This is a genomic window from Pseudomonas sp. GT1P32 (genome assembly GCF_054897805.1).
In genome coordinates, this window is sequence record NZ_CM142704.1 from 4,636,467 (window position 1) to 4,661,778 (window position 25,312).

The 25,312-nt window shown below is 60.2% G+C and carries 28 protein-coding genes and 1 pseudogene; 17 read left to right on the forward strand and 12 right to left on the reverse strand.

Translation table 11 applies throughout. The annotated features are described in order from the left end of the window. Positions 1-684: 684 nt before the first annotated feature. Together ACYZUC_RS21165 and ACYZUC_RS21170 are read right to left on the reverse strand one after the other, a co-directional pair. Entirely contained in the window at positions 685-1,206 is a 522-nt protein-coding gene (locus ACYZUC_RS21165) for a BRO-N domain-containing protein (RefSeq protein WP_461990159.1), read from the reverse strand. 440 nt (positions 1,207-1,646) lie between these two features. Next, a complete protein-coding gene (locus tag ACYZUC_RS21170; RefSeq protein ID WP_008030504.1) occupies positions 1,647-1,907 on the reverse strand; it encodes an accessory factor UbiK family protein in 261 nt (86 codons plus the stop codon). Between the two features lie 418 nt (positions 1,908-2,325). On the opposite strand from ACYZUC_RS21170, the gene glnK reads away from it, so the two are divergent. The 4 genes from glnK (at position 2,326) to sutA (ending at position 5,103) form a co-directional block, all read left to right on the forward strand. After that, on the forward strand, positions 2,326-2,664 hold the full coding sequence (gene glnK, locus ACYZUC_RS21175) for a P-II family nitrogen regulator (protein ID WP_002555808.1): 339 nt from the start codon (positions 2,326-2,328) through the stop codon (positions 2,662-2,664). Between the two features lie 36 nt (positions 2,665-2,700). Beyond that, the gene (locus tag ACYZUC_RS21180) at positions 2,701-4,038 is read left to right on the forward strand and encodes an ammonium transporter (RefSeq protein ID WP_223480915.1); all 1,338 of its coding nucleotides are present in this window, start codon (positions 2,701-2,703) and stop codon (positions 4,036-4,038) included. A 214-nt stretch (positions 4,039-4,252) separates the two neighbouring features. Then, positions 4,253-4,678, forward strand: coding sequence for a secondary thiamine-phosphate synthase enzyme YjbQ (locus ACYZUC_RS21185; protein WP_008030499.1), 426 nt, complete (start codon positions 4,253-4,255; stop codon positions 4,676-4,678). A gap of 101 nt (positions 4,679-4,779) precedes the next feature. Then, positions 4,780-5,103 (forward strand): transcriptional regulator SutA, encoded by a 324-nt coding sequence (gene sutA, locus ACYZUC_RS21190; protein ID WP_045059697.1) that lies wholly within the window; start codon positions 4,780-4,782, stop codon positions 5,101-5,103. 192 nt (positions 5,104-5,295) lie between these two features. Here the strand turns inward: sutA and ACYZUC_RS21195 are convergent, their stop codons facing one another. From ACYZUC_RS21195 to lptM, 6 genes are read right to left on the reverse strand one after another with little or no spacing between them, the layout of a single operon-like run. Beyond that, positions 5,296-6,003, reverse strand: coding sequence for an HAD family hydrolase (locus ACYZUC_RS21195; RefSeq protein ID WP_461990162.1), 708 nt, complete (start codon positions 6,001-6,003; stop codon positions 5,296-5,298). After that, positions 6,000-6,899 (reverse strand): tyrosine recombinase XerC, encoded by a 900-nt coding sequence (gene xerC / locus ACYZUC_RS21200; protein WP_008040629.1) that lies wholly within the window; start codon positions 6,897-6,899, stop codon positions 6,000-6,002. The genes ACYZUC_RS21195 and xerC overlap by 4 nt, the downstream gene beginning before the upstream one ends. A 2-nt stretch (positions 6,900-6,901) precedes the next feature. Beyond that, positions 6,902-7,627: a DUF484 family protein gene (locus ACYZUC_RS21205; protein WP_008024376.1), complete on the reverse strand. Its 726-nt coding sequence runs from the start codon at positions 7,625-7,627 to the stop codon at positions 6,902-6,904. A gap of 13 nt (positions 7,628-7,640) precedes the next feature. Further along, on the reverse strand, positions 7,641-8,471 hold the full coding sequence (dapF, locus tag ACYZUC_RS21210; protein ID WP_192227475.1) for a diaminopimelate epimerase: 831 nt from the start codon (positions 8,469-8,471) through the stop codon (positions 7,641-7,643). Between the two features lie 4 nt (positions 8,472-8,475). Further along, on the reverse strand, positions 8,476-9,723 hold the full coding sequence (lysA, locus tag ACYZUC_RS21215) for a diaminopimelate decarboxylase (RefSeq protein WP_461990165.1): 1,248 nt from the start codon (positions 9,721-9,723) through the stop codon (positions 8,476-8,478). 9 nt (positions 9,724-9,732) lie between these two features. Beyond that, positions 9,733-9,906 (reverse strand): LPS translocon maturation chaperone LptM, encoded by a 174-nt coding sequence (gene lptM, locus ACYZUC_RS21220; RefSeq protein WP_008040632.1) that lies wholly within the window; start codon positions 9,904-9,906, stop codon positions 9,733-9,735. Between the two features lie 311 nt (positions 9,907-10,217). On the opposite strand from lptM, the gene cyaY reads away from it, so the two are divergent. From cyaY to rnk, 3 genes are all read left to right on the forward strand, one after another. Continuing rightward, positions 10,218-10,550, forward strand: a complete 333-nt coding sequence (gene cyaY, locus ACYZUC_RS21225; protein WP_461990168.1) for an iron donor protein CyaY — start codon at positions 10,218-10,220, stop codon at positions 10,548-10,550. 4 nt (positions 10,551-10,554) lie between these two features. After that, positions 10,555-10,773, forward strand: a complete 219-nt coding sequence (locus tag ACYZUC_RS21230; protein WP_081500210.1) for a DUF1289 domain-containing protein — start codon at positions 10,555-10,557, stop codon at positions 10,771-10,773. A 271-nt stretch (positions 10,774-11,044) separates the two neighbouring features. Further along, positions 11,045-11,455 (forward strand): nucleoside diphosphate kinase regulator, encoded by a 411-nt coding sequence (gene rnk, locus ACYZUC_RS21235; RefSeq protein WP_461990170.1) that lies wholly within the window; start codon positions 11,045-11,047, stop codon positions 11,453-11,455. 7 nt (positions 11,456-11,462) lie between these two features. Here the strand turns inward: rnk and ACYZUC_RS21240 are convergent, their stop codons facing one another. The 3 genes from ACYZUC_RS21240 to ACYZUC_RS21250 form a co-directional block, all read right to left on the reverse strand. After that, positions 11,463-14,306, reverse strand: a complete 2,844-nt coding sequence (locus ACYZUC_RS21240) for a class I adenylate cyclase (protein WP_461990171.1) — start codon at positions 14,304-14,306, stop codon at positions 11,463-11,465. 193 nt (positions 14,307-14,499) lie between these two features. Next, a complete protein-coding gene (locus tag ACYZUC_RS21245; RefSeq protein WP_135847736.1) occupies positions 14,500-14,745 on the reverse strand; it encodes a TIGR02647 family protein in 246 nt (81 codons plus the stop codon). 297 nt (positions 14,746-15,042) lie between these two features. Then, entirely contained in the window at positions 15,043-15,327 is a 285-nt protein-coding gene (locus ACYZUC_RS21250) for a hypothetical protein (protein WP_008024357.1), read from the reverse strand. A gap of 125 nt (positions 15,328-15,452) precedes the next feature. Between ACYZUC_RS21250 and ACYZUC_RS21255 the strand changes: the two genes are divergently transcribed. Both ACYZUC_RS21255 and ACYZUC_RS21260 read left to right on the forward strand, forming a co-directional pair. After that, positions 15,453-16,112 (forward strand): glutathione S-transferase family protein, encoded by a 660-nt coding sequence (locus tag ACYZUC_RS21255; RefSeq protein ID WP_461990174.1) that lies wholly within the window; start codon positions 15,453-15,455, stop codon positions 16,110-16,112. Between the two features lie 197 nt (positions 16,113-16,309). After that, positions 16,310-16,984, forward strand: a complete 675-nt coding sequence (locus tag ACYZUC_RS21260) for a glutathione S-transferase family protein (RefSeq protein WP_461990175.1) — start codon at positions 16,310-16,312, stop codon at positions 16,982-16,984. 55 nt (positions 16,985-17,039) lie between these two features. On the opposite strand, the gene argH is transcribed toward ACYZUC_RS21260, so the two are convergent. After that, a complete protein-coding gene (argH, locus tag ACYZUC_RS21265) occupies positions 17,040-18,434 on the reverse strand; it encodes an argininosuccinate lyase (RefSeq protein ID WP_461990177.1) in 1,395 nt (464 codons plus the stop codon). A gap of 134 nt (positions 18,435-18,568) precedes the next feature. Between argH and ACYZUC_RS21270 the strand changes: the two are divergent. The 8 genes and pseudogenes from ACYZUC_RS21270 to rsd form a co-directional block, all read left to right on the forward strand. Continuing rightward, positions 18,569-18,885, forward strand: a pseudogene (locus ACYZUC_RS21270) (sensor histidine kinase); the annotation flags it as partial. Beyond that, positions 18,882-19,628, forward strand: a complete 747-nt coding sequence (locus ACYZUC_RS21275) for a LytR/AlgR family response regulator transcription factor (RefSeq protein ID WP_407010051.1) — start codon at positions 18,882-18,884, stop codon at positions 19,626-19,628. The pseudogene ACYZUC_RS21270 and the gene ACYZUC_RS21275, both read left to right, overlap by 4 nt. Before the next feature lie 138 nt (positions 19,629-19,766). Next, positions 19,767-20,708 carry a hydroxymethylbilane synthase gene (gene hemC, locus ACYZUC_RS21280; RefSeq protein ID WP_461990179.1) on the forward strand — a complete coding sequence of 314 codons (942 nt, stop codon included), beginning with the start codon at positions 19,767-19,769 and terminating at the stop codon, positions 20,706-20,708. Beyond that, positions 20,705-21,472 carry a uroporphyrinogen-III synthase gene (locus ACYZUC_RS21285; RefSeq protein WP_461990180.1) on the forward strand — a complete coding sequence of 256 codons (768 nt, stop codon included), beginning with the start codon at positions 20,705-20,707 and terminating at the stop codon, positions 21,470-21,472. Before hemC ends, ACYZUC_RS21285 begins: the two co-directional genes overlap by 4 nt. A gap of 16 nt (positions 21,473-21,488) precedes the next feature. Then, a complete protein-coding gene (locus ACYZUC_RS21290) occupies positions 21,489-22,643 on the forward strand; it encodes a uroporphyrinogen-III C-methyltransferase (protein WP_461990182.1) in 1,155 nt (384 codons plus the stop codon). After that, positions 22,640-23,878, forward strand: a complete 1,239-nt coding sequence (locus tag ACYZUC_RS21295) for a heme biosynthesis HemY N-terminal domain-containing protein (RefSeq protein WP_461990184.1) — start codon at positions 22,640-22,642, stop codon at positions 23,876-23,878. Before ACYZUC_RS21290 ends, ACYZUC_RS21295 begins: the two co-directional genes overlap by 4 nt. 229 nt (positions 23,879-24,107) lie before the next feature. Then, positions 24,108-24,659 (forward strand): disulfide bond formation protein B, encoded by a 552-nt coding sequence (locus ACYZUC_RS21300; RefSeq protein ID WP_461990186.1) that lies wholly within the window; start codon positions 24,108-24,110, stop codon positions 24,657-24,659. A 178-nt stretch (positions 24,660-24,837) separates the two neighbouring features. Beyond that, complete coding sequence (gene rsd / locus ACYZUC_RS21305) at positions 24,838-25,296, forward strand: sigma D regulator (protein ID WP_192416844.1); 459 nt, start codon at positions 24,838-24,840, stop codon at positions 25,294-25,296. The last annotated feature ends 16 nt before the right edge of the window (positions 25,297-25,312 follow it).

Consider the following 25,312-nt stretch of genomic DNA (forward strand, 5'->3'; position numbering starts at 1 on the left):
TTTTGATAGTAGGAGATGACACCCGGGTCGGGTTCTTGTACCTCAATCTCATCGCAACCCAGCATCCGTGCATAAAATTCGCTAGCCCGTAATGCAATTGGAGCGATCCAGCCCCGCAAAGGGTGGGTGTTTCTTGTATGCCCCTGCAACAGTACTATTTTTATGCAGACAGTACTTTCACGCGGAGTCGCATAGCACAAGCCACAGAGCTCTTCTTCATACCAGATGGCTAAATCCAGTCCCCTTGCATCCTTTCGCTTCCAATCCGGGATGCATTCCCACGGGTACGGGATTGCCTCTTGCCACAGATGACAGGAGCTGATTGCAGCCGCGGTGATTGGATCGAGCCTGAGTGCTGAGACGTTGATTCCCGCGGCACGAACGTCAGGATCATAGGACATTGCTTCGTAAGTGAGATTTCGAGCATCAGACTTGAATATCTGATTGCGGAGTTCTGTGCCTTTTCCCTTTCTTCTCATCGCGTTTGTACTATTGAGATCGAGGCGAAGAAGTTAACGGACGCGGGCGTGGTCACGTAATCAGGCGCAGGAGTTGGCTAATGTAGGACCGTACTGAGATGAATGAAGGACGTCAGAAGCACAGCGGGTGAAATTGGGTTTGGTTATGGAAAAGGACTACGTCTGCCGAGCAGCAAACGTAGTCAATAGACGGCGCAAATGGGTGTTAAAGCGATTGCAGCATCCGCGAAGCTCTCTTCCACCAAGGCGCATTGACCGCACGGTTTGACTCATCCCGGTCAGGTAGAACGTGCGGAACATCCTGCAACCGAATCCACGGCTGGTTATTCCAGTGCAGCAAACTCAGTGACATTTCCGGCCAGTTCAGCAGGCTCAGGATCGGCCGTTCGATAGATATGGGTTGCTGGGCATCCCTTAGGGCTGGCACTACGTCGTGGGTCAGCCATTCGCGCAGGGCTCGGTGTTCGGGGCAGTAGTGGTAGATCAGTAGTGCGTAGACGCCGGATTCGCTGATCAATAGCGTGTTTTCGATGCTGCCGTTGATGAGCATTCGTGCGGACTGGCGCTGGTCGGGGTCGAGTTTGCGGACGGCGCGGTCGTCGAGGTAGAGGCGCAGGAAGCGGCCGAGATCGCGGGCGCTGAACCAGGGTTGGTTTTGGAGGAGGAGGGCGTGGAGGTGGAGTTTGTGGCGGGTGAAGACGTGGGGGATCAGATAGTTTTCGTCCATCGTGCAGTTCTCGGGATCAAATGAAGAAAACTGCCTCTGATCGTCGCCAAACGAAAAGGGTGGCAGCCATGCGCGGGTTGGCGAACCGGTGACGCCCGAGAACCGGCAGACCCGAAGGTCTCCCACGCATAGCCGCCATAATTCGAGATGGGAATAAGTTCCTCGGTCGAATGTGGTCGCGGTGCGTCGGGGTCTTCCGGGTCGCCAAACCCAGAGCTGAATATTCAGCTGGGGATGAGCTTAGAGGCCGGATACTTGGCGACGCAATCGGACGGCGGTGGTTTTGTTGTAGGACGTTGCCGGGATTTTTGCGGGGCTGGAAATCAAAGGATCGCAGCCTGCGGCAGCTCCTACAGATGAATCTGAAGGTCGTGCCGACCTTCAATCGCGAGCAGGCTCGCTCCCACAGGGGATTGGGTTTTTACAGTGGGTTTTGCGTGTTATTCGGTTGGGGGATTGAGCTTTGCTTCCAGCTCGGCAACCTTCGCTTCCAGGCTTTCCAAGCGTGCCCGCGTGCGTGCCAGCACGACCATCTGACTATCAAACTCTTCCCGGCTCACCAGGTCCAGTTTGCTGAAGCCGCTTTGCAGCAACGCTTTGAACTGGCTTTCGATTTCGCTTTTCGGCAGTGGGGTGTCGCCGCTGAAGAGGCGGGAGGCGGTGCCGGTCAAGGCGTCGAGGAAATCTTTGGGCGCGAGCATGGGAAAGGTCCTGGAAACAATGGCGGGCAGTGTATCACGCAGTGTCTATAGTCAATCCCGACCGCAGGGGTGCACGCTTTTCGCGCATGCGGACGGACGGCGCCGCACCGTTGTTGTGCGTAACGCGTCCGGTGTTGCAGCGATGTGGTGGGCATCTACGGCCAAGGGCTTGAAAACTGAGGGTTTTGTGGAGATGGCAAGCTTTCTGCTTAGACGGTAGTGACCCATGCACTGATGCAGTCGATGTGACGAATGCAGTGCGCCAAGCGAAACGGGGGAAGAGTTTCGTGAGGAGCGGTTAGCTGGCGTCGGACGGGCAGGTAAGGCCGACGATGCGTTACAAAGCCAGGCACTGCGCTTAGACTTGAGCCGGGTTTGTTTTCCTGGGGCAAGTCCACCAATTCGGGAGAGAGTTTTCATGAAGCTAGTCACTGCCATCATCAAGCCGTTCAAGTTGGACGACGTGCGCGAATCGCTGTCCGAGATCGGCGTGCAGGGCATTACCGTTACCGAAGTCAAAGGCTTCGGGCGGCAGAAGGGTCACACCGAGCTGTATCGCGGCGCGGAATACGTGGTCGATTTCCTGCCCAAGGTGAAGATCGATGTCGCCATTGACGACAAGGATCTTGATCGGGTTATCGAGGCGATAACCAAGGCTGCCAATACCGGCAAGATCGGTGACGGCAAGATCTTCGTGGTCAATCTGGAACAGGCGATTCGCATCCGTACCGGCGAAACCGATACCGACGCGATTTAAGCCGCCACAAACCCCAACGCCCCAGGAGAAAACAATATGACTCTGCGTAAATTCGCAGGGCTAGGAGCCCTGTTGTCCCTCGTAATGCCCAGCCTGGCCATGGCGGCAGACGAAGTGGCGGCCCCAGTCCTCAATTCCGGCGATACCGCCTGGATGCTGACCTCGACAGCCCTCGTGCTGTTCATGACCATTCCCGGCCTCGCGCTGTTCTACGGCGGCATGGTTCGCTCCAAAAACATTCTTTCCGTGATGATGCAGTGCTTCGCCATTACCGGTCTGATCAGCGTCCTGTGGGTCATTTATGGCTACAGCATCGCGTTCGACACCACCGGCATGGAACAGGGCGTCGTCAACTTCAACTCCTTCTTCGGCGGCATGGGCAAGGCTTTCCTCGCCGGTGTCACCCCCGCCAGCCTGACGGGTCCTGCGGCGTTGTTCCCTGAGGCGGTGTTCATCACCTTCCAGATGACGTTCGCCATCATCACCCCTGCGCTGATCGTCGGTGCCTTCGCTGAGCGGATGAAGTTCTCCGCGATGCTGATCTTCATGGGCATCTGGTTCACTCTGGTTTATGCACCGATCGCGCACATGGTCTGGTCCGGCAACGGCGGCCTGATGTGGGACTGGGGCGTGCTCGATTTCGCTGGCGGCACCGTGGTGCACATCAACGCCGGTGTGGCCGGTCTGGTGGCGTGCATCGTGCTCGGCAAGCGTAAAGGCTTCCCGACCACCCCGATGGCACCGCACAACCTCGGTTACACCCTGATGGGCGCCGCCATGCTGTGGGTCGGCTGGTTCGGCTTCAACGCCGGTTCCGCCGCAGCGGCCAACGGCACTGCCGGCATGGCGATGCTGGTTACCCAGATCGCAACCGCCGCCGCCGCACTGGGCTGGATGTTTGCCGAGTGGATCACTCACGGCAAGCCAAGTGCACTGGGTATCGCCTCTGGTGTGGTCGCCGGTCTGGTTGCAATCACCCCGGCCGCTGGCACCGTGGGCCCGATGGGCGCGCTGGTGATCGGTCTGGCAGCAGGCGTGGTGTGCTTCTTCTGCGCCACCACCCTGAAACGCAAACTCGGTTATGACGATTCCCTGGACGCCTTCGGTGTGCACGGTATCGGCGGTATCCTCGGCGCGATCCTGACCGGTGTGTTCGCCGCTCCGTCGCTGGGTGGCTTCGGCACCGTCACCGACATCGCCGCACAAGTCTGGATTCAGTGCAAAGGCGTGGGCTTCACGGTGATCTACACCGCAATTGTCACCTACATCATTCTCAAGGTACTGGACGCTGTCATGGGTCTGCGTATCACCGAAGAAGAAGAGGCTGTCGGCATCGATCTGGCGCTTCACAACGAACGCGGCTACAACTTGTAAGACGCGCATAAAAAAACTTGCCCGGCTTGCCGGGCATTTTTTTGTCTGGAGTTTGTCAGTGTGGGGACTGCTGAAAGGTTTTTTCGTACACGTTTAGTGGTGTTTACGGCGGGCGTTTTTCTGCGGCCAATGGCTTACATGATTGAAGGAATATTAGGGCCTTTGTTTTTTCCCAGAGCGCGCTAGAATGCGCCCCGAACGTGCGGAGAACTGTATGTGGCAACAGACTCTGATTACCCTGCGGGCGAGGCCCCGGGGCTTTCATCTGGTAACGGACGAGTTACTCGCCGGCCTGCCTGAACTCAAGGCGTGTCGGGTCGGTCTGTTGCATTTGTGGCTGCAGCATACCTCGGCGTCGTTGACCATCAACGAGAACGCCGATCCGGCGGTACGTCGCGACTTCGAACGATTTTTCAATCGTCTGATCCCACAAGGAACAGACGGCTATGAGCATAACGACGAAGGCCTGGACGACCTCCCGGCGCACTTCAAGGCCAGCGTGCTTGGCTGTCAGCTCAGTTTGCCGATTTCGGCGGGCCGACTGGCGTTAGGGACCTGGCAAGGCGTTTATCTGGGCGAGCACCGTGATTTTGGCGGTGCCCGTAAAGTCCTCGCCACCGTGCACGGTGAAGAGGCATGAGCCGCTGGTCACCAGCGGTTATTGAATTTTTCCGGCAGCCTTCGACAGAGGGCAAAGCTGGGCTATAACTAATCTGCTTTTCGCAAGTCATGAGGTAGAACATGAGCGACGATGATCTGGAAAACGACGACCTCGAAGTAGGCGACGACGACGAAACCGAAGAAGGTCTGGAAGCAGCGGCGGAAGACGTCGCTGAAGACGATGGCGGTGAAACGCCCGTTCCGACCGCCAAAGGCAAAGCCAAGGCAGCGGTATCGGTCGATGAGCTGCCGAGCGTCGAAGCAAAAAACAAGGAACGCGATGCCTTGGCCAAGGCCATGGAAGAGTTCCTGGCCAAGGGCGGCAAGGTGCAGGAAGTGGAGGCCAATGTGGTCGCCGATCCTCCCAAGAAGCCTGACAACAAGTACGGCAGCCGGCCTATCTAAGCGTCTGCCCTTGCTTGCTGAAAAAGCCCGCCGTCGCTGCGGGCTTTTTCATGGGCGGAGAAAAATTCTGAAGCCCGGAGCAATCCCTTGTAGGAGCCGGCTTGCTGGCGAAAGATTTTGAAATGTGTGCTGTTCTGCAGGACGCCATCGCCAGCAAGCCGGCTCCTACAGGGTTTGGCGGTGTTGGTTGTTTTACACAGAGCCAGAGTTCCACCGCGCCAACAACGCCGGCAGCTCGGTCAGGCTGCGAATCTCGGCGTCCGGTGCTTTCTGCGCTTCCCACAATTTGCCTTGCGGGTTAAACCAGATCGCCCGCAACCCCGCCTGCTGCGCCCCGGCAATGTCATCGCCCGGATGGTCGCCGATATGCACCGCCGTCGCGGCCGTTGCGCCGCCACGCTTCAGCGCCTCATGAAACAGGCGTGCGTCCGGTTTGGCGATGCCGATGTCTTCGGCGCACAGCGCAAACTTGAAGTAGTCGGCCAGCCCTAAACGGCGCACATCGGCATTGCCGTTGGTGACGACGCCGAGTGCATAGTGTTTGGCCAGCGTCTCCAGTGTCGGCTCGACTTCCGGGAAGATTTCCAGTTGATGCCGGGCATGCAGAAACACTTCAAAGCTCTGATCGGCCAGGTCTGACGCCTGATCATGGCCGTAACCGGCCTCTTCCAGCGCATGAAAAAGCACCCGACGACGCAAGGCACTGATTCGATGCTTGAGGCCCGGTTCGCTGCCCAGAATGCGCTCGCGAATCCCCCACAAATGCTCCACCGGCACCGCGCCCAGATTCGGTGCATGTTCGGTCAGCCATTCACGCAATACGGCTTCGGCGCTGACGATGACCGGGGCGGTATCCCACAAGGTGTCGTCGAGGTCGAAGGTGATCAATTGGATCGTCATGAATCATCGCCCTTAATGCGTTTGGCCCGTGGATGGGCGCTGTCGTAAACCGTCGCCAGATGCTGGAAGTCCAGGTGGGTGTAGATCTGGGTGGTCTTGATGTCCGAGTGGCCGAGTAATTCCTGCACCGCGCGCAGGTCCTGCGAGGACTCCAGCAGGTGGCTGGCGAAGGAGTGCCGCAACATGTGCGGATGCAGGTTTTGTCCCAGCTCGCGCTCACCGGCGGCCTTGACCCGCACCTGAATCGCCCGAGGGCCGAGGCGCCGGCCTTGCTGGCTGACAAACACGGCGTCATCCGCCGGGTTGGTCATGGCACGCAATGGCAGCCACAACTCCAGGGCTTCGCGGGCCTTTTTGCCGACCGGCAACAGGCGCGTCTTGCTGCCTTTACCAAGTACCTGAACCATGCCGTCGGCCAGGTCCAGTTGATCGAGATTGAGCCCGGTCAGCTCCGAAAGCCGCAAACCCGAGGAATAGAACAGCTCCAGAATCGCCTGATCCCGACGCGCCAGAAAGTCATCCTCTACCGCACCTTCAAGCAGTTGCAGGGCACGGTCGGTGTCGAGGGTTTTCGGCAATCGCCGCTCGCCTTTCGGCGGCGCCAGGCCGTTGGCCGGGTCGTGATCGCAAAGGCCTTCGCGATTCAGATAATGATAGAGCCCGCGCACGGCGGAGAGCAGACGCGCCAGGCTGCGCGACGATTGACCTTGGGAATGCAGGCGAGCGATCAGGCTGCGCAGGCGCTGAATATCCAGCGCTGCCCAGCTGCCGATGTTCTGTTTGACACAGAAGCCCAGCACTTTGTCGAGGTCGCGGCGGTAGGCGTACAGCGTGTGGGGCGACACCTGCCGCTCACTGCGCAGGTGTTCGCAGTAAGCGTCCAGTTGCCGTTCCATGATCAGCGTACCGAGCGCAGAGAGCTGTTGACCCGTGGCAGCACGCGGCCCATGACTTCGGCGATGTAGCTGAGGAACAGCGTGCCGACCGAGCTTTTGTAGTGCTGCGGATCACGGCTGGCGATGGCCAGGACGCCGAGAATGCCTTGATGGCTGATGGCGACAACGGCGGTCGAGCCGATCTGCTTGCGCTGCTCTTCGCCGAACAGGAAGTCCAGTTCATGTTCGCGCAGGCTGCCGCTGACGCTTTTGTCTTCGGAAAGTAAACCGCCAATGGCCGTTTGCGCGTCGGCGTGGGTCACCCAGCGCCCAACCGGCATCGGGTTGTCGCCCAGCAGGATCAGGCTGACAAAAGGCACCTGAAAGTCCTGGCGCAGACTGTCTTCGACGCTGATCACCACATCTTCCAGGCTGGTGGCGTCCATCAGCGCGAGGATCAGGCGGCGGGTCTTGTCGAAGAGACGGTCGTTGTCGCGGGCCACGTCCATCAAGTGCGAGAGGCGATGGCGCAACTCGATATTGCGGTCGCGCAGGATGGTCATCTGGCGCTCGACCAGCGAAATGGTGTCGCCTCGCTGGTGCGGAATGCGCAGGGCCGGGAGCAGTTCTTCGTGCTCGACGAAGAAATCCGGATGAGCCTCCAGGTACGCGGCAATCGCCGCTGCCTCAAGGCTTTCGGAAGGGGATTCGTCGGGCTGTAGGGCGGGAACCTGGGGCTTGTCGGTCATGGGTTTGACTCACTCAAAGACGTACTTGTCCTTCATATACACGGACTGCCGGGCCGGTCATCAACACCGGTTGGCCAGGGCCTGCCCATTCAATGGACAGACGCCCGCCGGGCAGGTCGATCAATAGCGGCGAATCCATCCACCCCTGGCTGATCGCGGCCACTGCAGCAGCGCAGGCGCCGGTGCCGCAGGCCTGGGTTTCCCCGGCGCCACGTTCCCAGACGCGCAACTGCGCGCGGTTGCGGTCGATGACCTGGAGAAAACCGACATTGACCCGCGCAGGGAAGCGCGGGTGATGTTCGATTTTCGGCCCCAGCTCATGCACCGGTGCGTTGTTGATGTCGCTGACCCGCAGCACGGCGTGTGGATTGCCCATCGACACAGCGGCGAGTTCCACCGTGGTGCCGTCGACGTCGAGCGAGTAGCTCGGCGCCTGACTGTCGGCAACGAACGGGATGTCGGCCGGCACCAGGCGCGGTGCGCCCATGTCGACACTGATCTGGCCGTCACTGCGGATATCCAGTTCGATAATGCCACTTTTGGTTTCGACGCGAATCTGCCGTTTTGCGGTCAGGCGCTTGTCGAGCACGAAGCGGGCGAAACAGCGCGCACCGTTGCCGCACTGTTCCACTTCGGAACCGTCGGAGTTGAAGATCCGATAGCGGAAATCCACGTCCGGGTTACTCGGCGCTTCGACGATCAGCAACTGGTCGAAACCGATGCCGGTGTGCCGATCGCCCCATTGCTTGGCATGCTTGGGCAGGATGTGCGCGTGCTGGCTGACCAGGTCGAGGACCATGAAGTCATTGCCCAGGCCGTGCATCTTGGTAAAACGCAGCAGCATGGTTTTACTCCGGCAGCAGGCTTTCGCCAGCAAACAACTCGGCTACCGTCTCACGGCGACGCACTTCAAATGCCTGATCACCGTCCACCAACACTTCGGCGGTACGGCCGCGGGTGTTGTAGTTGGAACTCATGACAAACCCATAGGCGCCGGCCGAATGCACGGCCAGCAGGTCGCCTTCTTCCAGGGCCAGCTGACGATCCTTGGCCAGGAAGTCGCCGGTCTCGCAGATCGGCCCGACGATGTCGTAGGCACGAGCGGCGGTGGCGCGAGGGCGCACGGCGGTGACGTCCATCCAGGCCTGGTACAGCGCCGGGCGGATCAGGTCGTTCATGGCCGCGTCGACGATGGCGAAGTCTTTGTGTTCGGTGTGCTTGAGGTATTCGACCTGAGTCAGCAGCACGCCGGCGTTGGCGACGATGAAGCGGCCCGGCTCGAACACCAGCGCCAGGTCACGACCGTCGAGACGCTCGCGCACGGCTTTGATGTAGTCGGCAGCCAGCGGCGGCTCTTCATCGCGATAACGCACGCCCAGGCCGCCACCGAGATCGATGTGGCGCAGGTAGATGCCGCAATCGCCGAGGCGATCGACCAGGCCCAGCAGGCGGTCGAGGGCGTCGATGAACGGCGGCAGGGTGGTCAGTTGCGAGCCGATGTGGCAATCGACGCCGACCACTTCCAGGTTCGGCAGCTGCGCGGCGCGCACGTACACGTCTTCGGCGTCGGCAATGGCGATGCCGAACTTGTTCTCTTTGAGACCGGTGGAAATGTACGGGTGCGTGCCGGCATCGACGTCCGGGTTCACGCGCAGCGAGATCGGTGCGCGAACGCCCAGCTCGGCGGCGACCACTTGCAGGCGTTCCAGCTCATCGGTGGACTCGACGTTGAAGCAGTGCACGCCGACTTCCAGGGCGCGACGCATGTCGTCACGGGTCTTGCCGACGCCGGAGAACACGATCTTGTCGGCGCTGCCGCCGGCGGCCAGTACGCGTTCCAGCTCGCCACGGGAGACGATGTCAAAACCGGCACCCAATCGCGCCAGGACATTCAGCACACCCAGGTTGGAGTTGGCCTTGACCGCGTAGCAGACCAGGTGCGGCATGCCGACCAGTGCGTCGGCATACGCCAGGTACTGGGCTTCGATGTGGGCGCGGGAGTAGACGTAAGTCGGTGTGCCAAAGCGTTCGGCGATGGCGGACAGGGCAACACCTTCCGCGAACAGCTCGCCGTCACGGTAGTTAAAAGCGTCCATGGCGTTCCCTTATTGGTAGACGTCGTGCTTGTGTGCTTTCGACGGCTGCTTTTGCGAGGACTGGGCCTGCTCGGCAGGGTCCTGGGAATCGTCAGGCAGGTACAGCGGACCTTTTTGACCACAGGCCGACAATAAACAAGCAACCGCGACGAGCGCAGCAAAGGAAGAGATCAGGCGCTTCATGGCGAAATCCTTGAAAATGCGTTAATTGCGCCGGAGTATACCGGCCACCCGGCAGCTTGCCTATGCGACCAGGGTCCCGTCCGGCGGGGCTCGGCAGATCATTCGAGATCACGCATTCCCTGTGGGAGCGAGCCTGCTCGCGAAAGCGGTGTATCAGTCAGCATGGATATTGGCTGATACACCGCTTTCGCCGGCAAGCCGGTCTCGCTCCCACAGGTTTAGTGATCTGTCGGTTATCCTTTGCAATCACCGGGGCTCGCCCGTATCTTGCGGCGCTTGAGCGTGAACAGACACTTTTTGAGGTTGCCGCAATGAGTTTGACCGAAGCCCGTTTCCACGATCTGGTCGATGCCACCCAGCAAACGCTGGAGGACATCTTTGACGACAGCGACCTGGATATCGATCTGGAGAGCTCGGCCGGTGTGCTCACCGTCAAGTTCGAAAACGGCAGCCAGTTGATCTTCAGCCGACAGGAACCCCTGCGTCAGTTGTGGCTGGCGGCGGTGTCGGGTGGCTTCCACTTCGACTACGACGAAGAGAGCGAGCGCTGGATGTGCGACAAGAGCGAAGAGCAGCTCGGCGAGATGCTTGAGCGCATCGTCCAGCAACAGGCCGGCGCTGAATTCGATTTCGAAGGTCTGTGAGATCGTGACCCAGCCTGCACCCGTTCGACCGCCCAAGCCGCTTTACAGCAATGTCAGCCCGGCGGTGCCTTCGCCGTGCAGCGGTGTGTGTCGGCTGGATGAGCAGAAGGTCTGCCTGGGGTGTTTTCGCCATGTCGAAGACATCCGTGAATGGCGCTCGGCCGATGATGAGCGCCGGCGGGTCATCTGCGCGCAGGCTATACAACGCAAATCCTTGGCTTGATGCACAGACCTGTAGGAGCAGAGCTTGCTCGCGAAGGCGGCGCATCAGTCGATACCCATGTTGGCTGACACGCCGCCTTCGCGAGCAAGCTCTGCTCCTACAGGTTTCATCGGAGTTACCGAAAAATAGGGTCCATCGCGCCCTGCTTGTATATTTTTTGAGCTGTGATAGTGTCCAGAAACGCCTCAACCCATCGAGGCTCGTGAAAACCCCGCCTTTTTCTGGCGGGGTTTTGCTTTTTCTGTGCAGAAGAAAGGAGTCTGCCTCTATCATGACCGCACCTTCCATCACCCTTACTCGTCTGGACGTTCAACGTCTGGAACGCCTGATCGACAGCCTGGACGACACGCTGCCGGGCGTTATCGCGCTGCAAACCGAACTGGATCGCGCCGATACCGTGGTCGGTCACGAAGAAGTGCCTGCTGACGTCGTGACCATGAATTCCAAAGTGCATTGCCGCGAAGAAAGCAGCGGCAAGGACTATCACCTGACGTTGGTGTACCCCAAGGATGCCAACGCGGACGAAGGCAAGATCTCCATTCTGGCGCCTGTCGGTAGCGCACTGCTGGGCCTGAAGGTTGGCCAGCACATCGATTGGCCCGCTCCGGGCGGCAAAACCCTCAAGCTGACCTTGCTTGAAGTCGAATCGCAGCCGGCCCATGGCGGCGACTTCCCGGAATAACCTTCCCTCAGACCAGCTCGAGCGCGTCGTTCAATGCGCGCTCCAGATCGGCCTTGTAGCGCAGGTACAAATTGCTTGAGCTCTGACCATCACCGAGCAGGCCCGACAGGTCCAGGTCGGTGATGTAGCAGCGATAGCGTTCGGTTTCACGGCGCTGCTCGACGATTTCCCGGGCGACCACACTGAACAGTTGGTCGCCATGCTCCAGCTCTGAAAATTCCCGCTGATTGCAATACAACGTGACTTGCACCTTGCCCGGTGCGGCTTTGCCGACGATCGCCTGCACATCATAGAACGGCTTGTTGACCGGAGTTTGCGGCGCAAGTCGGGCTTCGACCCGGCGCGCTCGTCCGGGACCCGACGGCAGCAGTTGGTAATACAGCGTGTCGAGGCTCAGTGGCTGGGCGGCGTCCATCGGCAGCAAGGCATCGCGCCGGTACTGGATCGATTGCAGGAAGCGTTGCAACGGCACCAGCAGGCTTTGTTCGTCGTGATAGGGCAAACGCTGCTGCCACAAGGCATTGAATTCATCTAGCACGTACAGATCGGCCTGGTCGTCGTGAATCCGGTAGAACACCTGAATGCACTCGGGCTGACCCATGGGCAGAATCAGTGCCAGGTCCTGATCCTCAAGCGCCATTGGGTCCAGGTGCAGCGGGCTGTAGCTCGCCAGCTCTTCGCCGAGGTAGTCGAACAGCGCCGACAGGGTGGCGAGGGCGACGTGATTGACCTGCCCTGGCACCAATTCCAGTACGTGGTAGTGCTGCTGAACCTGAATCAGGTAGCGGTGATTGAGCTTGCTCAGCAGCAGGTTCTGCGCGGTGTCGATCACTTCCTCGACCCGTTGCGCGATGAACTGCGCGCGGTTATGGCAGAAGCAACGCACCCGCAATTTGGGTTGCTGTGGGCCGTTCGGCAGGTTGTTGAGGTAATCGCGCAGGCAGTCGAGCAGGGCGTGAGGGCCATCGAAGCGATTGACCGACACCTCGTTCCAGCTGTTGAGCGTGACCTGATCCAGGGTCAGTACCAGGTTCTCGCGGACTCCGGCGTAACTCAGCGAGTCAGTGCGCTCGGTGGTCATCAGAATGTTCAGGTCGCGGTGATGCTTGAGCGGATCGACGCCGACATTCACCAGAATCAACACCTCGCTCGGCACGCTGGCGCGCAGCAGCGGTTCTTCGGCGACCGTGGGCAGGGGCAGGGCGATGCTCTGTTGCAGGCTGCCGAGCAGGTTGAACAGTTCGAATTCGCTCAGATCACTGTCGCCGGGATGCAACGCCAGACGCGTGCTGCTATCGATCACACCATTGCGGTGGCACCAGGTGAGCAGCTCCAGTAGTTGGCGGCTGCGCTTGATCGGTGCGAAATGCTCCCACTCAAGGGCGGTCAGGCTGCCGTTGTACAAGCCCCACTGGGATTGCCCCGATTCTTTCTTGTCTGGCGCATGCACCAGCGTCAGGGTGTCTTCGGCCAGGTCCGGGGCGATGCCCGGATTGATGAACTCGACTTTGTCGGCCTTGCGCTCGAACGCTGCGTACAGGCGTCGGCCCAGCACGTTGAGGTCGCGCTTGTTGATCAGGCTGACGGTCTGTTCGCTGCGGGCAAACTCCGTCAAAAAGCGGTAGCTGTAATTCAGTTCGTTGACCAACGCCCGGCGTTCGGAACTGACCTGACGGACTTTCCACTGACTGCGGCTATCCAGCAGCGCCAGTTGACGCTGATCCCAATGCCATTCATGGGCCAGGCGTTCAAGCAACGAGCGCTGCCAACTCTGGGTGCGGCTGCCGCCGGTGAGTTTACGATTGACCTTCAGGTAGAGCGCACGTCGCACCAGCTCCAGGCGCTCCGGTTCGCCACGGGCGGTGAGGTATTCCTCGATTCGCCGGTAGACCACGACGTACGGGTCCAGCTCATCGAGGTCGAGTTGGTTGGCGAACACCGCTTGTTTGAAACGCAGACTCAGGCATTGAACCCTGGGGTGTTCGCTGGCGTAGACCTCGGTCAGCAACAGCTTGAGCACTGACTTGTAGGGTGACTCGATCCCTTTGAACAACTGCCAGAGCCCGGCACCGATGAATTCGCCGGGCGGGATGTACGCCAAATGCCCCAGGTCCAGGGTTTCGTCGGCACGAATGAAGCGTTTGGACAGCAGCGTGTGGGTATAGCGATCGTACGCGGCCTCTTCGTATACCGGCACCAGCCACCAGATCGGCGTGCGGCCGGCCAGCCAGATTGCAGTGCGGTAGAACTCGTCCAGCAGCAAGTAATGCTGGGTGGTGCCGCAGTCTTCCGAACTGAGTTGATTGTCCCGCTCGCCGAGCACGAAGCGGGCTGGGTCGATCAGGAAAAAATGCGCCTCGGCGCCCTGGCTCGCAGCCCAGGTTTCGAGCAACTGGCATTTTTTACGCAGCTCGTTGAGTTCGCTTTCGCTCAAGTCCGGTGCGTGACAGACCCACACATCCATGTCGCTTTGATCGGCCTGCGCCAGGGTGCCGAGGCTGCCCATCAGGAACAGGCCGTGAATCGGTCGCGGTGGATTGCTGCCGTGGCGCGGCTTGTATGAAAACGAGCGGGTCAGGCGCTGGGCTTCGGCCAGGGCATTGGCGTCAGGCTCGAAGTTCGACAACCCGGCGGGGGTGCTACCGGAAACGTAACCCGGCAACAGCGGATGATTGACGTGGAAAAACAGCGGCAACAGGGTCAGCACCCCTTGCTGACGGGTCGACAGCCCTTCCATGGCTCGCGCCATGCGGCCCTCGTTGAGCTTCAGAAAACGTGCGCGCAACTGGCCGAGAACCTTGCGGTCGATTCCCTCGTCCAGATCGGGGCGGATTTCATGGGTGCGGGTCATGTCAGCTCAAACCGGCTCGCAGGGCTCGGACGTGGAGGATCTCAGGATGAGGGGCAGTTTAGCGCCTCGGCCCCGGGATATTCAGGCTGATTTGTTTTTTTTGGCGTCAGATTTCTATCGTTGGGCGGCAGTTCGTATCGAAGAGTGCCCGCGGAAATCCCGTAGCAGGGGTTTCCGTGGGCGATACGGTGGGTCAGGCTGTTTCCTGGACGCTCAGAATGGTGAGAACGGTTTGCACACTTTGCGCGGCATCACGACCCAGGCTGGTCAGATAACCGCCATCGGGCTGGTCGATCAGTTCTTTTTCGTACAGGCGTTGAGCGGCAGCAATGGCTTTCGGGGCAGCGGTCTGATGAATTTTCAAACCTTCCTGGGAACTGTCCAGGTTGAAGAGTGCGAGGATTTCCAGTTCGGCAACCAACTCAGGGGTAAGCGACATAAGGACTCCAGACTTTCTAGGAATTGGACGACAGCGCCCCTAAGGTGATCCCACTCGCGCGGCATGTCCAGTGCTCGCGACAGGGTTTTTTCTCCTTGGGAAGCATTCCCCGGCGGGTGGTGCGGCAGCGGGGTGCGTACCAGTGTAGTCAGGGTTCAAAAGAACGATGTATTGATTACCTGTAGGAGCGAGCGGTGCGGCGATCCGACTTGCCCGCGAAGAACGGTAACGCGGTGTTTCAGAGGGACCGCGGTGGAGCTTTCGCGGGCAAGCCTCGCTCCTACGAAGGGCGGGGGATTACTTCTTTTCCGGCGGCAATTCCGGCAATGCGCGCAGCGCCGCTTCGTACCATTCGGTGTTGAACGCGCGGTCTTCTTCGAGGATCGCGTCGATTTCTACCGCTAAAACGTGAGCCATCAGGTTGAGGATTTCCTCACGCTCATAACCCACCAGGGTCAATTTGTTGAAGGTCGCCTTGGCGGCTGGCGGGTTGTCGCTCTCGATCTGGTTTTCGATCGCTTCGATCAAAGTGTTTTCGGTGAATTCTTCTTCGTCGCTATCGATGTCGGTTGGCTCGCTCATGGCAGGCTCCTCAAGGTAAGGCGGGCAGTTTACCTGCATTCAGCGCCATGATGCTGCTGGCGAGAAACGCCTTGGCGTTCTATAAAGCAGGCACTGCCAACCCCGCACGGCCTGGAGGCTTTGTGATGCTCAAGCTTTATGGATTTTCCGTCAGTAACTACTACAACATGGTGAAACTGGCGCTGCTGGAGAAAGGACTGCCGTTCGAGGAAGTGCCGTTTTATGCGGGCACAAGCCCCGAGGCATTGGCCATCAGCCCGCGCGGCAAAGTGCCGGTGCTGCGCGTCGAGCAAGGGTTTGTCAACGAAACTGCGGTGATTCTCGAGTACATCGAGCAGAGCCAGAAAGGCCCGCCGCTGCTGCCGAGCGATCCCTTCGAACGCGCACAGGTCCTGGCGCTGGCCAAGGAAATCGAGCTGTACATCGAGCTGCCGGCTCGCGCCTGCTTCGGCGAAGCGTTTTTCGGCATGCCGGTACCGGACGCGATCAAGGACAAGACTAAAACCGAGTTGCTGCTGGGTTTTGCCTCGCTTGAGCGACACGGCAAGTTTGCCCCTTATGTTGCAGGCGACCGCCTGAGCATTGCGGATCTGTACTTCCTGTACAGCGTGCCGCTGGCCTGCTCGGTAGGGCACAAGCTGTTTGGTGTTGATCTGTTGGCAGACATGCCAGCGGCCAAGGCATTGCTTGAGCGTCTGGAGCAGAACCCGAACGTGCAGCGGGTTGCGGCGGACAAGGAAGCGGCGATGCCAGCGTTCCTGGCGATGGTGGCGTCCAAGAAATAAAGAAGTGGCGGCCATTGTGTGTGTCAGAAGATTCGCAATCTTTTGTCCCATATGGCCGTCGCCCTTGTCCGACGGACCGTTCAGGCATTTTCGTCTTACGCGGTAATAACCGGGTTCTTCCGCGGTCCCGGGTATTGGTTACTTTGAGCATCGATCGTTTTCGATCAGGAAACTTCCACGGTCAAGGAGACCCGACGATGCTCAAACTGTATGGCTTTGCGGCCAGCAATTATTTCAACATGGTCAAACTGGCACTCCTGGAGAAAGGCGTGCCGTTTGAAACGGTTCCGTTTCATGGCTGCCAGAACCCGGACATCCTGGCGGTCAGCCCACGCGGGAAAGTGCCGGTACTGGAAACCGAACAAGGGTTCTTGAGCGAAACGGACGCGATCCTCGATTTCATCGAAGAGACTCAACCGGGCATTTCACTGCTGCCGCAATCGCCGTTTGAAAGGGCAGGCGTTCGAGCCATGGCCAAGGAGATCGAGTTGTATATCGAACTGCCGGCGCGAGTCTGTTATGTCGAGGTGTTCTTTGGTGGCAGGCTGACCCCCGAGGCGCTGAAGGCCAAATCCGAGCGAGACCTGATCAAGGGATTTGCCGCCCTGAAACACCGGGCGCGGTTTGCACCGTACGTGGCGGGCGAACAGTTCACCCTGGCTGATTTGTACTTTCTCTACAGCGTCGATCTGGCTGTGGACGTCGGAAAGCGTTTGTTCAACGTCGATTTCCTCGGCGACATGCCCGGCGCCAAAGCGTTGCTGGAGCGCCTGGCCGAAAACCCGAATGTACAAAAAGTCGCCGCTGACCGGCTGGCCGAAGCGCCTGCCTTTTTGCAGCGGGTGGGAGCCGTTGGACGCGCGACAGCCTGAGCATAAAAAGCTCGATGGCCGTTCAGCCATCGAGCTCAGGTGTTGCAGAGATCGTTTAACGGCTGGCGAGCAACGCCTGACCGCGAGCCACCGCCTGCTTGACCTGCGCCGGAGCGGTACCGCCGATGTGGTCACGGGCGTTCACCGAACCTTCGAGGGTCAGCACGGCGAACACGTCCTGATCAATCTGGTCGCTGAACTTGCGCAGCTCTTCCAGGCTCATTTCCGCCAGGTCTTTACCGCTTTCCACGCCGTACTTCACGGCATGGCCAACGATTTCGTGGCAGTCACGGAATGGCAGGCCACGGCGAACCAGGTAGTCGGCCAGGTCGGTGGCGGTGGAGAAACCGCGCAGCGCCGCTTCGCGCATCATCGCGTGCTTGGGTTTGATCGCCGGGATCATGTCGGCAAAGGCCCGCAGCGAGTCGCGCAGGGTGTCGGCGGCGTCGAACAGCGGTTCCTTGTCTTCCTGGTTGTCCTTGTTGTAGGCCAAAGGCTGGCCTTTCATCAGGGTCAGCAGGCCCATCAGCGCACCGAAGACGCGACCGGTCTTGCCGCGAACCAGCTCCGGCACGTCCGGGTTTTTCTTTTGCGGCATGATCGAGCTGCCGGTGCAGAAGCGGTCCGGCAGATCGATGAACTGGAACTGGGCGCTGGTCCACAGCACCAGCTCTTCGGAGAAACGCGACAAGTGCATCATCGCGATGCTCGCGGCCGAGCAGAACTCGATGGCGAAGTCACGATCGGACACGTTGTCCAGCGAGTTGCCGCCCACGGCGTCGAAGCCCAGCAGTTGCGCGGTGTATTCGCGGTCGATCGGGTACGTGGTGCCGGCCAGCGCAGCACTGCCCAACGGCATGCGGTTGGTGCGCTTGCGGCAGTCGACCAGACGCTCGTAGTCGCGGCTGAGCATTTCGAACCAGGCCAGCATGTGGTGCCCGAAGGTCACCGGCTGCGCGGTTTGCAGGTGAGTGAAGCCCGGCATGATGCTGCCGGCTTCGCGCTCGGCCTGTTCCAGCAGGCCTTTTTGCAGGCGGGTGATTTCGCTCAGGATCAGGTCGATCTCGTCACGCAGCCACAGGCGAATGTCGGTGGCGACCTGGTCGTTACGGCTGCGGCCGGTGTGCAGCTTTTTACCGGTCACGCCGATGCGGTCGGTCAGACGCGCCTCGATGTTCATGTGCACGTCTTCGAGGTCGATGCGCCAGTCGAACTGGCCGGCCTCGATTTCACCCTGGATGGTCTTCAGGCCATCGGTGATGCTGTCGCGCTCGGCATCGGTCAGCACGCCGACCTTGGCCAGCATGGTGGCGTGGGCGATCGAGCCCATGATGTCGTGGCGATACAGGCGCTGGTCGAAAGTGACGGAGGCGGTGAAGCGGGCGACGAAGGCGTCGACGGGTTCACTGAAGCGGCCGCCCCAGGACTGATTGGTCTTGTCAGTGCTCATGAATTCGCTCGTATCGGCTGAAGAAAGATGGCGTTGAAAGCTGCGGCGGATAATAACAGGGTTGCCAATCCTGTCGCTGACACTGGTCGACACGTTTTTTTCTCATGCGTCGACCCATACTCAAGGCAGGCATTGTGGAAATTGCGCAACGATATTTTTCAATTGAGCAATAACGTCCCGGCAACCGTCTACAGTTGGACAGTAGGATCAGCGCACTTCCTGGCGCTGCAGCGGACTATAAGAAGAGGGGGTGTTCATATTGTGTATCAGCAAACCCTACGGCGATGCCTCGCCAACCGCCAATTGCCCGGCAAATAAAAATTTAGCGGTCGGACGGGCGGCACTTTTTGGCCCTCGCGCTAGTCTTAGCGTGGATCGCGGTGACAGACGTCACTTCACCTGTCTACGCTATCCTTGTGCGAGACTCACGCAGGAATCCAGCGCAATATGAATGTCCTGATCGTTGATGACGAACCCCTTGCCCGCGAGCGCCTGAGCCGAATGGTCGGTGAACTCGAGGGATACAGTGTCCTGGAGCCGAGCGCCACGAACGGCGAAGAAGCGTTGGCACTGATCGACAGCCACAAACCGGATATCGTGCTGCTCGATATCCGCATGCCGGGCCTCGATGGCCTGCAAGTGGCTGCACGATTGTGCGAACGCGAAACCCCGCCCGCCGTGGTGTTTTGCACAGGTCCCGATGAATTTGCCGTGGAAGCCTTACAGGCCAGCGCCGTAGGCTATCTGGTGAAACCTGTGCGTACAGAACAATTGCATGACGCATTGAAAAAAGCCGAACGGCCCAATCGCATCCAGCTTGCGGCTTTGACCCGTCCCGCCGCCGAAACCGGCAGCGGCCCGCGCAGCCATATCAGCGCCCGTACCCGTAAAGGTATTGAGCTGATCCCGTTGGGGCAGGTGGTCTACTTCATTGCGGATCACAAATACGTGACCTTGCGCCATGAAGGCGGCGAAGTGCTGCTGGATGAGCCGCTCAAGGCCCTTGAAGATGAATTCGGCGACCGTTTCGTGCGGATCCACCGCAACGCGCTGGTCGCCCGCGAACGCATCGAACGCCTGCAACGCACGCCACTGGGGCATTTTCAGCTGTTCCTCAAAGGCCTGAACGGTGACGCCCTGATCGTCAGCCGACGCCATGTGGCCGGCGTGCGCAAAATGATGCAACAGCTTTAATTCGCCACCCGCAGGCGAATTTCTCACCCGATTGCCGGACGTCCGGGGCCAGGGAGGCCAGGCAATTCCTGATTCAAGTCAAAGCGCATTTGGTTGAGCTGTTATTATCTGCCGTATCTATTCAGTACGGATTGATCCATGTCCTCTCGCGAAATCCGCATCGCCACCCGCAAAAGTGCTCTCGCCCTGTGGCAGGCCGAATACGTCAAAGCCCGTCTGGAAGAGGCCCATCCGGGTCTGCTCGTGACGTTGGTGCCCATGGTCAGTCGCGGTGACAAGCTGCTCGACTCGCCGCTGTCGAAAATCGGCGGCAAGGGCCTGTTCGTCAAGGAGCTGGAAACCGCGCTGCTGGAAAATGAAGCCGACATCGCCGTGCATTCCATGAAAGACGTCCCGATGGACTTCCCGGAAGGCCTCGGTCTGTTCTGCATCTGCGAGCGAGAAGACCCGCGAGATGCCTTCGTCTCCAATACCTATGCCAGCCTGGACGAATTGCCGTCAGGCAGCATCGTCGGCACCTCCAGCCTGCGCCGTCAGGCTCAGTTGCTGACCCGTCGCCCGGACCTGGAAATCCGCTTCCTGCGCGGTAACGTCAACACGCGCCTGGCCAAGCTCGATGCCGGCGAATACGACGCCATCATCCTCGCGGCGGCCGGCCTGATTCGCTTGGGCTTCGAGGATCGCATCACCTCGGCGATCAGTGTCGATGACAGCCTGCCGGCTGGTGGTCAGGGTGCCGTGGGCATCGAATGCCGCTCCGCCGACAGCGAAATTCACGCCTTGCTCACGCCGCTGCACCATCAGGACACCGCCACTCGTGTCACCGCCGAACGTGCCCTCAACAAACATCTGAATGGCGGTTGCCAGGTGCCGATCGCCTGCTACGCCGTGCTGGAAGGCGAGCAGGTCTGGTTGCGTGGCCTGGTGGGCGATCCGAGCGGCGGTCTGCTGCTCAGCGCCGAAGCCCGTGCGCCGCGCGGCGATGCCGAAGCGCTGGGTGTGCGAGTGGCCGAAGACCTTCTGAGCCAGGGTGCCAATGACATTCTGAAAGCGGTCTACGGTGAGGCAGGTCACGAGTGACGGGCTGGCGCCTGCTGCTGACGCGTCCGGCGGATGAGTCGGCGGCGCTGAGCGCTGTGTTGGCCGAAGTGGGGATTTTCAGCAGCAGTTTGCCGCTTTTGGAAATTGAACCGATTCCGGCCTCTGCCACAATGCGCCAGGTGATTCAGGATCTGGATCGTTATTGCGCCGTGATCGTGGTCAGCAAGCCCGCCGCCAGAATCGCGGTGGACCTGGTCGACCAGTACTGGCCGCAACCACCGCGCCTGAAGTGGTTCAGCGTGGGCGCGGCGACGGCGCAGATCCTTGATGAACAAGGGTTGGACGTGAGTTTCCCGGCCGAGGGTGATGACAGCGAAGCCTTGCTGGAGCTTGCTTCGTTGCGCGAGGCTGTCGAGCAGCCTGATCCACGGGTGCTGATCCTGCGTGGGGAGGGTGGCCGCGAGTTGCTCGCTGAGCGTTTGCGCGAGCTTGGTGCTAGTGTCGAGTATCTGGAGTTGTATCGCCGCAAGCTTCCACAGTATCCGCCGGCAACATTGCCTGAGCGGATCAAGGCGGAACGCCTGAACGGGCTGGTGGTCAGCAGTGGACAGGGTTTTGAGCATCTGTATCAATTGGCCGGCGATGCCTGGCCACAGTTGGCGCAGTTGCCGTTGTTTGTACCAAGCCCCAGGGTCGCCGAGCTGGCACGTGCCGCCGGGGCCCAAACAGTTGTGGATTGTCGTGGCGCGAGTGCCGCGGCTTTGCTGACGGTGTTACGGGAGCATCCCGAACCCGTTCTCTAATGCAAAGGATGGATACGTGAGCGAAACAGCCTTGCCTAAAGATGACTCCCGGCCAGTGATCGATGCGCCGGTTGAAGCACCGGTAGAAAGTGCGCCACCTGCTGCAGTGCAGCGCCGAGGCAATGGGCTGGCAATCGTCGCGCTGCTGCTGGGCGCCGCCGGTGTGGCGGTGGGCGGTTGGGGCGTCTGGCAGGTGCGTCACCTGCAAGCCAATACGCAGGAGCAGTTGAGTCAGGTGCAGGCGTTGAACGATCAGGCGCAAAGCCTGAAGCTCAACGAGCAGCGCCTTAGCGCACGCCTTGAACAAATGCCTGCCGCCGAAGAACTCGACGCCCGCAGCCGTCTGGTGATTCAGCTGCAAGGCGATCAGCAGCGTTTGAATCAGCGTCTGGAAACCGTCCTCGGCGCCAGCCGCAAGGATTGGCGCCTGGCTGAGGCCGAGCATTTGCTGCGCCTGGCCAGCCTGCGGCTTTCGGCGTTGCAGGACATCAACAGCGCTCAGGCGCTGGTGCAGGGCGCCGACGAAATTCTTCGCGAACAGAACGATCCGGGTTCCTTCGCCGCTCGTGAGCAAGTGGCGAAAACCTTGGTCGCCTTGCGCAGTACCGAACAGCCGGATCGCACCGGCCTGTTCCTGCGACTGGGTGCGCTGCGCGATCAGGTGGTCAGCCTCACCGAGCTGGCTCCCGAGTACAAGGACCGTGGCGATTCGCTGCTGGGCCTGACCGCCGATGGCGACGGCGCCAGTCGTTGGGCGCAGTGGTGGGATCAGATCTCGCGTTACATCCGTATCGATTTCAATGCCGATAAAAATGTCCGTCCGCTGCTGGCAGGGCAGAGCTTGAGCCAGGTGCGCCTGGCCCTGAGCCTGGCGCTGGAGCAGGCGCAGTGGGCGGCGCTCAATGGTCAGGCTGCGGTCTACACCCAGGCGCTGGCCGAGGCGCGGGATGTGCTCAAGGGTAATTTCAACCCGGACAACCCGCAGAGCAAAGTGATGCTCGAGCAGGTTGGCGAACTGAGCAAGCAGCCGGTCACCGTGGTCACGCCGGACCTGACCGGCACGCTGAGCGCGGTTCAGGGCTATCTCGAGCGACGTAATGTCAACGCCGAGGACTCGATCAAACCCATGGCCAAACCTGCCGCAAGCACCGCGCAGGAGGCCACGCCATGAAACGCCTCTATGTGATCGTGTTTCTGGTCATCGCCGTTGCCGCCGCGCTGGGGCTGGCGATTGCCGAGCATGCCGGCTACGTGCTGATCGCCTACAAGAGCTTCCGTTTCGAATCGAGCCTGTGGGCCACCCTGGCGCTGGTGGCGGTACTGTGGCTGGTGTTCTGGGGCATCAAGGCGTTGATCGAATTGGTGACGACCTCCAGCGGCGTGGTCAACCCATGGTCGCGGCGCAATCGCAGTCGTCGGGTGCAAGTGGCGATCGAGCACGGTCAGTTGGATTTGGCTGAGGGTCGCTGGGCCAGCGCGCAGCGTCATCTGCATCGCGCCGCCGAAGCCGAGCGCCAGCCGCTGCTTTACTACCTCGGCGCTGCCCGCGCGGCGAACGAACAAGGTCATTACGAGGAAAGCGACAATCTGCTGGAGCGCGCACTGGAGCGACAACCTCAGGCCGAGTTGGCGATTGCCCTGAGTCACGCCCAATTGCAGACCGACCGTGGCGACACCGACGGCGCCCTGTCGACGTTGCAGGCGATGCATGAGCGTCACCCTCACAACGTACAGACCTTGCGCCAGTTGCAACGCTTGCATCAACAGCGCGGCGATTGGTCAGCGGTGATTCGCCTGCTGCCGGAGCTGCGCAAGGACAAGGTCCTGCCAGCGGCCGAGCTGGCCGAACTTGAGCGCCGGGCATGGGGTGAAAACCTGTCCCTGGCTGCGCGTCAGGAAGAAGACGGGACGGTGGGTTTGCAATCGCTCAACCGCGCCTGGCAACAACTCACCTCGGCTCAGCGCCAGGAACCGCAACTGGTATTGGCGTATGCCGAGCAACTTCGGCAACTGGGCGCGCAGGTTGAGGCCGAAGAGGTCCTGCGAACGGCGCTCAAGCGCAACTACGACAGCCATCTGGCACGCCTTTACGGGCTGGTTCGCGGCAGTGACTCTGCACGTCAATTGCAGACCGCCGAGGGCTGGCTCAAGGATCATCCGGCTGACCCGAGCCTGTTGCTGACCCTTGGTCGTCTGTGTCTGCAAAACAGTTTGTGGGGCAAGGCCCGGGACTATCTGGAAAGCAGTCTACGCGCGCAGCGTAACCCGGAAGCCTGTGCCGAGCTGGCTCGGCTGCTGGCGCAACTGGGCGATACCGAGCGCAGCAACCAGCTGTTTCAGGAAGGCCTTGGCCTGCTGGACGAACGCTTGCTGGCCGCGCCGCTGCCGGCGCCGGTTCATGCCTGATTGTGTGGCGAGGGGGTAAGCTCCCTCGCCACACAGTAGGTGTTGCAGCGACGTTTTCTTACATTCGTAGAGCCTCGACGGCAGAGTCCTACAGAGGACTACACCTGATCCTCTCGCTTCTGTCGGGAATTCCCTACACCTCTGTTGAAGTGTCCTTGCTGGCTTGCCTTGAAAGGCTGCCGCGCTTTCCTCTACCGTAACCACTTGTCTCTACTGGTACGGAAAAGCCATGTCGTTGGCCTGCTCACGCTCCTTGTTTTTCATGGTTTTCATTGCTGGCGCGCTGGCGTTGGGCGTTTCCTACTACCTGGAATATGCAGTCGGCCTCAAGCCCTGCGGGCTGTGCCTTTTACAGCGGATTTGCCTGGCGGTGCTCACGGGTGTCTGCCTGATGGCTTCGGTTCATGGCCCCGGTCGCTTCGGTTCGTTCCTGTACTGGCTGCTCGGTCTGCTGTGCAGTCTGGCGGGTACGGTGACGGCATGGCGTCAGGTGTTGTTGCAAGGCGATCCGGTGCAACAGCTGTCAGCGTGCTCGCTCAGCCTGGCGGACCCGTTCGCAAGCACTCCCTTGGTTTATGTGGTGCAGCAGATGTTCAAAGGCACGGCCGAATGCGCACAGATCTCCTGGACGCTGTTCGACCTGAGCCTTCCCGAGTGGAGTCTGCTCTTCTTCATCGCCATGACGATCCTGAGTGTTTACCAGTTGCTGCGCGTGGTCTGGATCGCTTGTCAGCGACCGCTCAGCGGCACGTCGTCGCACCGGGTGCTGGTCGGCGATTAAACACTTGTATGAACTTTATCTGCTGCGTACCTTGAAGCCACAGTCGCGCGGGCATAATCTGGCCCGCACGTGTCATTGGAATTATGTTGCTCGAATGACGCTCTGCCTGGCCGACTCTTGATCTTCAAGTGTGCGACAGGTGTAGGGCAGCATGACCCACAAGGGAAGAGAGAACGCCATGCTCGAAAGTTGTCAGAATGCTCAAGAACGCTGGGGTGGAGTGAATCTGCTGATCGATCGCTGGTTGCAGGAGCGTCACGAACTGGTTCGGGCCTATGATGCTCTCGGCGCCAAGCCTGAGGCTCTGGGTGAGAACCGCAAGCCATTGCAGGAGTTCTGCGGCGTGCTGGTCGATTACGTGTCTGCCGGGCACTTCGAGATCTACGAACAGCTGACGGGGGAGGCCAAGGCTTTCAACGACAAGCGTGGTCTGGAACTCGCCGAGACCATCTACCCGCGCATCGACGTCATCACCGAGAAGCTGCTCGCGTTCAACGACCTGTGTGACGCAGGCAAATGCGTCGCAGAGAAATTCAAGGAGCTGGGTGGTCTGTTGCATGAACGCTTCGAACTGGAAGACTGCCTGATCGAAGTGCTGCACACCGCTCATAAGGAAGTGGATTCGGTTCAGGCCTGAATCCTTTCCTGCCACA

What these genes read in the sequence shown, in the direction of transcription:
- sutA (WP_045059697.1), top strand. Translation starts at nt 4,780, where the DNA reads ATGAGCGACGATGATCTGGAAAACGACGACCTCGAAGTAGGCGACGAC.
- rsd (WP_192416844.1), top strand. Translation starts at nt 24,838, where the DNA reads ATGCTCGAAAGTTGTCAGAATGCTCAAGAACGCTGGGGTGGAGTGAAT.
- lysA (WP_461990165.1), bottom strand. Translation starts at nt 9,723, where the DNA reads ATGGACGCTTTTAACTACCGTGACGGCGAGCTGTTCGCGGAAGGTGTT.
- ACYZUC_RS21195 (WP_461990162.1), bottom strand. Translation starts at nt 6,003, where the DNA reads ATGACGATCCAATTGATCACCTTCGACCTCGACGACACCTTGTGGGAT.
- dapF (WP_192227475.1), bottom strand. Translation starts at nt 8,471, where the DNA reads ATGCTGCTGCGTTTTACCAAGATGCACGGCCTGGGCAATGACTTCATG.
- ACYZUC_RS21260 (WP_461990175.1), top strand. Translation starts at nt 16,310, where the DNA reads ATGCTCAAACTGTATGGCTTTGCGGCCAGCAATTATTTCAACATGGTC.
- hemC (WP_461990179.1), top strand. Translation starts at nt 19,767, where the DNA reads ATGTCCTCTCGCGAAATCCGCATCGCCACCCGCAAAAGTGCTCTCGCC.
- ACYZUC_RS21275 (WP_407010051.1), top strand. Translation starts at nt 18,882, where the DNA reads ATGAATGTCCTGATCGTTGATGACGAACCCCTTGCCCGCGAGCGCCTG.
- ACYZUC_RS21240 (WP_461990171.1), bottom strand. Translation starts at nt 14,306, where the DNA reads ATGACCCGCACCCATGAAATCCGCCCCGATCTGGACGAGGGAATCGAC.
- ACYZUC_RS21185 (WP_008030499.1), top strand. Translation starts at nt 4,253, where the DNA reads ATGTGGCAACAGACTCTGATTACCCTGCGGGCGAGGCCCCGGGGCTTT.
- ACYZUC_RS21170 (WP_008030504.1), bottom strand. Translation starts at nt 1,907, where the DNA reads ATGCTCGCGCCCAAAGATTTCCTCGACGCCTTGACCGGCACCGCCTCC.
- ACYZUC_RS21205 (WP_008024376.1), bottom strand. Translation starts at nt 7,627, where the DNA reads ATGACCGACAAGCCCCAGGTTCCCGCCCTACAGCCCGACGAATCCCCT.
- ACYZUC_RS21180 (WP_223480915.1), top strand. Translation starts at nt 2,701, where the DNA reads ATGACTCTGCGTAAATTCGCAGGGCTAGGAGCCCTGTTGTCCCTCGTA.
- ACYZUC_RS21250 (WP_008024357.1), bottom strand. Translation starts at nt 15,327, where the DNA reads ATGAGCGAGCCAACCGACATCGATAGCGACGAAGAAGAATTCACCGAA.
- ACYZUC_RS21245 (WP_135847736.1), bottom strand. Translation starts at nt 14,745, where the DNA reads ATGTCGCTTACCCCTGAGTTGGTTGCCGAACTGGAAATCCTCGCACTC.
- cyaY (WP_461990168.1), top strand. Translation starts at nt 10,218, where the DNA reads ATGAGTTTGACCGAAGCCCGTTTCCACGATCTGGTCGATGCCACCCAG.
- glnK (WP_002555808.1), top strand. Translation starts at nt 2,326, where the DNA reads ATGAAGCTAGTCACTGCCATCATCAAGCCGTTCAAGTTGGACGACGTG.
- ACYZUC_RS21295 (WP_461990184.1), top strand. Translation starts at nt 22,640, where the DNA reads ATGAAACGCCTCTATGTGATCGTGTTTCTGGTCATCGCCGTTGCCGCC.
- rnk (WP_461990170.1), top strand. Translation starts at nt 11,045, where the DNA reads ATGACCGCACCTTCCATCACCCTTACTCGTCTGGACGTTCAACGTCTG.
- ACYZUC_RS21165 (WP_461990159.1), bottom strand. Translation starts at nt 1,206, where the DNA reads ATGGACGAAAACTATCTGATCCCCCACGTCTTCACCCGCCACAAACTC.
- xerC (WP_008040629.1), bottom strand. Translation starts at nt 6,899, where the DNA reads ATGGAACGGCAACTGGACGCTTACTGCGAACACCTGCGCAGTGAGCGG.
- ACYZUC_RS21255 (WP_461990174.1), top strand. Translation starts at nt 15,453, where the DNA reads ATGCTCAAGCTTTATGGATTTTCCGTCAGTAACTACTACAACATGGTG.
- argH (WP_461990177.1), bottom strand. Translation starts at nt 18,434, where the DNA reads ATGAGCACTGACAAGACCAATCAGTCCTGGGGCGGCCGCTTCAGTGAA.
- ACYZUC_RS21300 (WP_461990186.1), top strand. Translation starts at nt 24,108, where the DNA reads ATGTCGTTGGCCTGCTCACGCTCCTTGTTTTTCATGGTTTTCATTGCT.
- lptM (WP_008040632.1), bottom strand. Translation starts at nt 9,906, where the DNA reads ATGAAGCGCCTGATCTCTTCCTTTGCTGCGCTCGTCGCGGTTGCTTGT.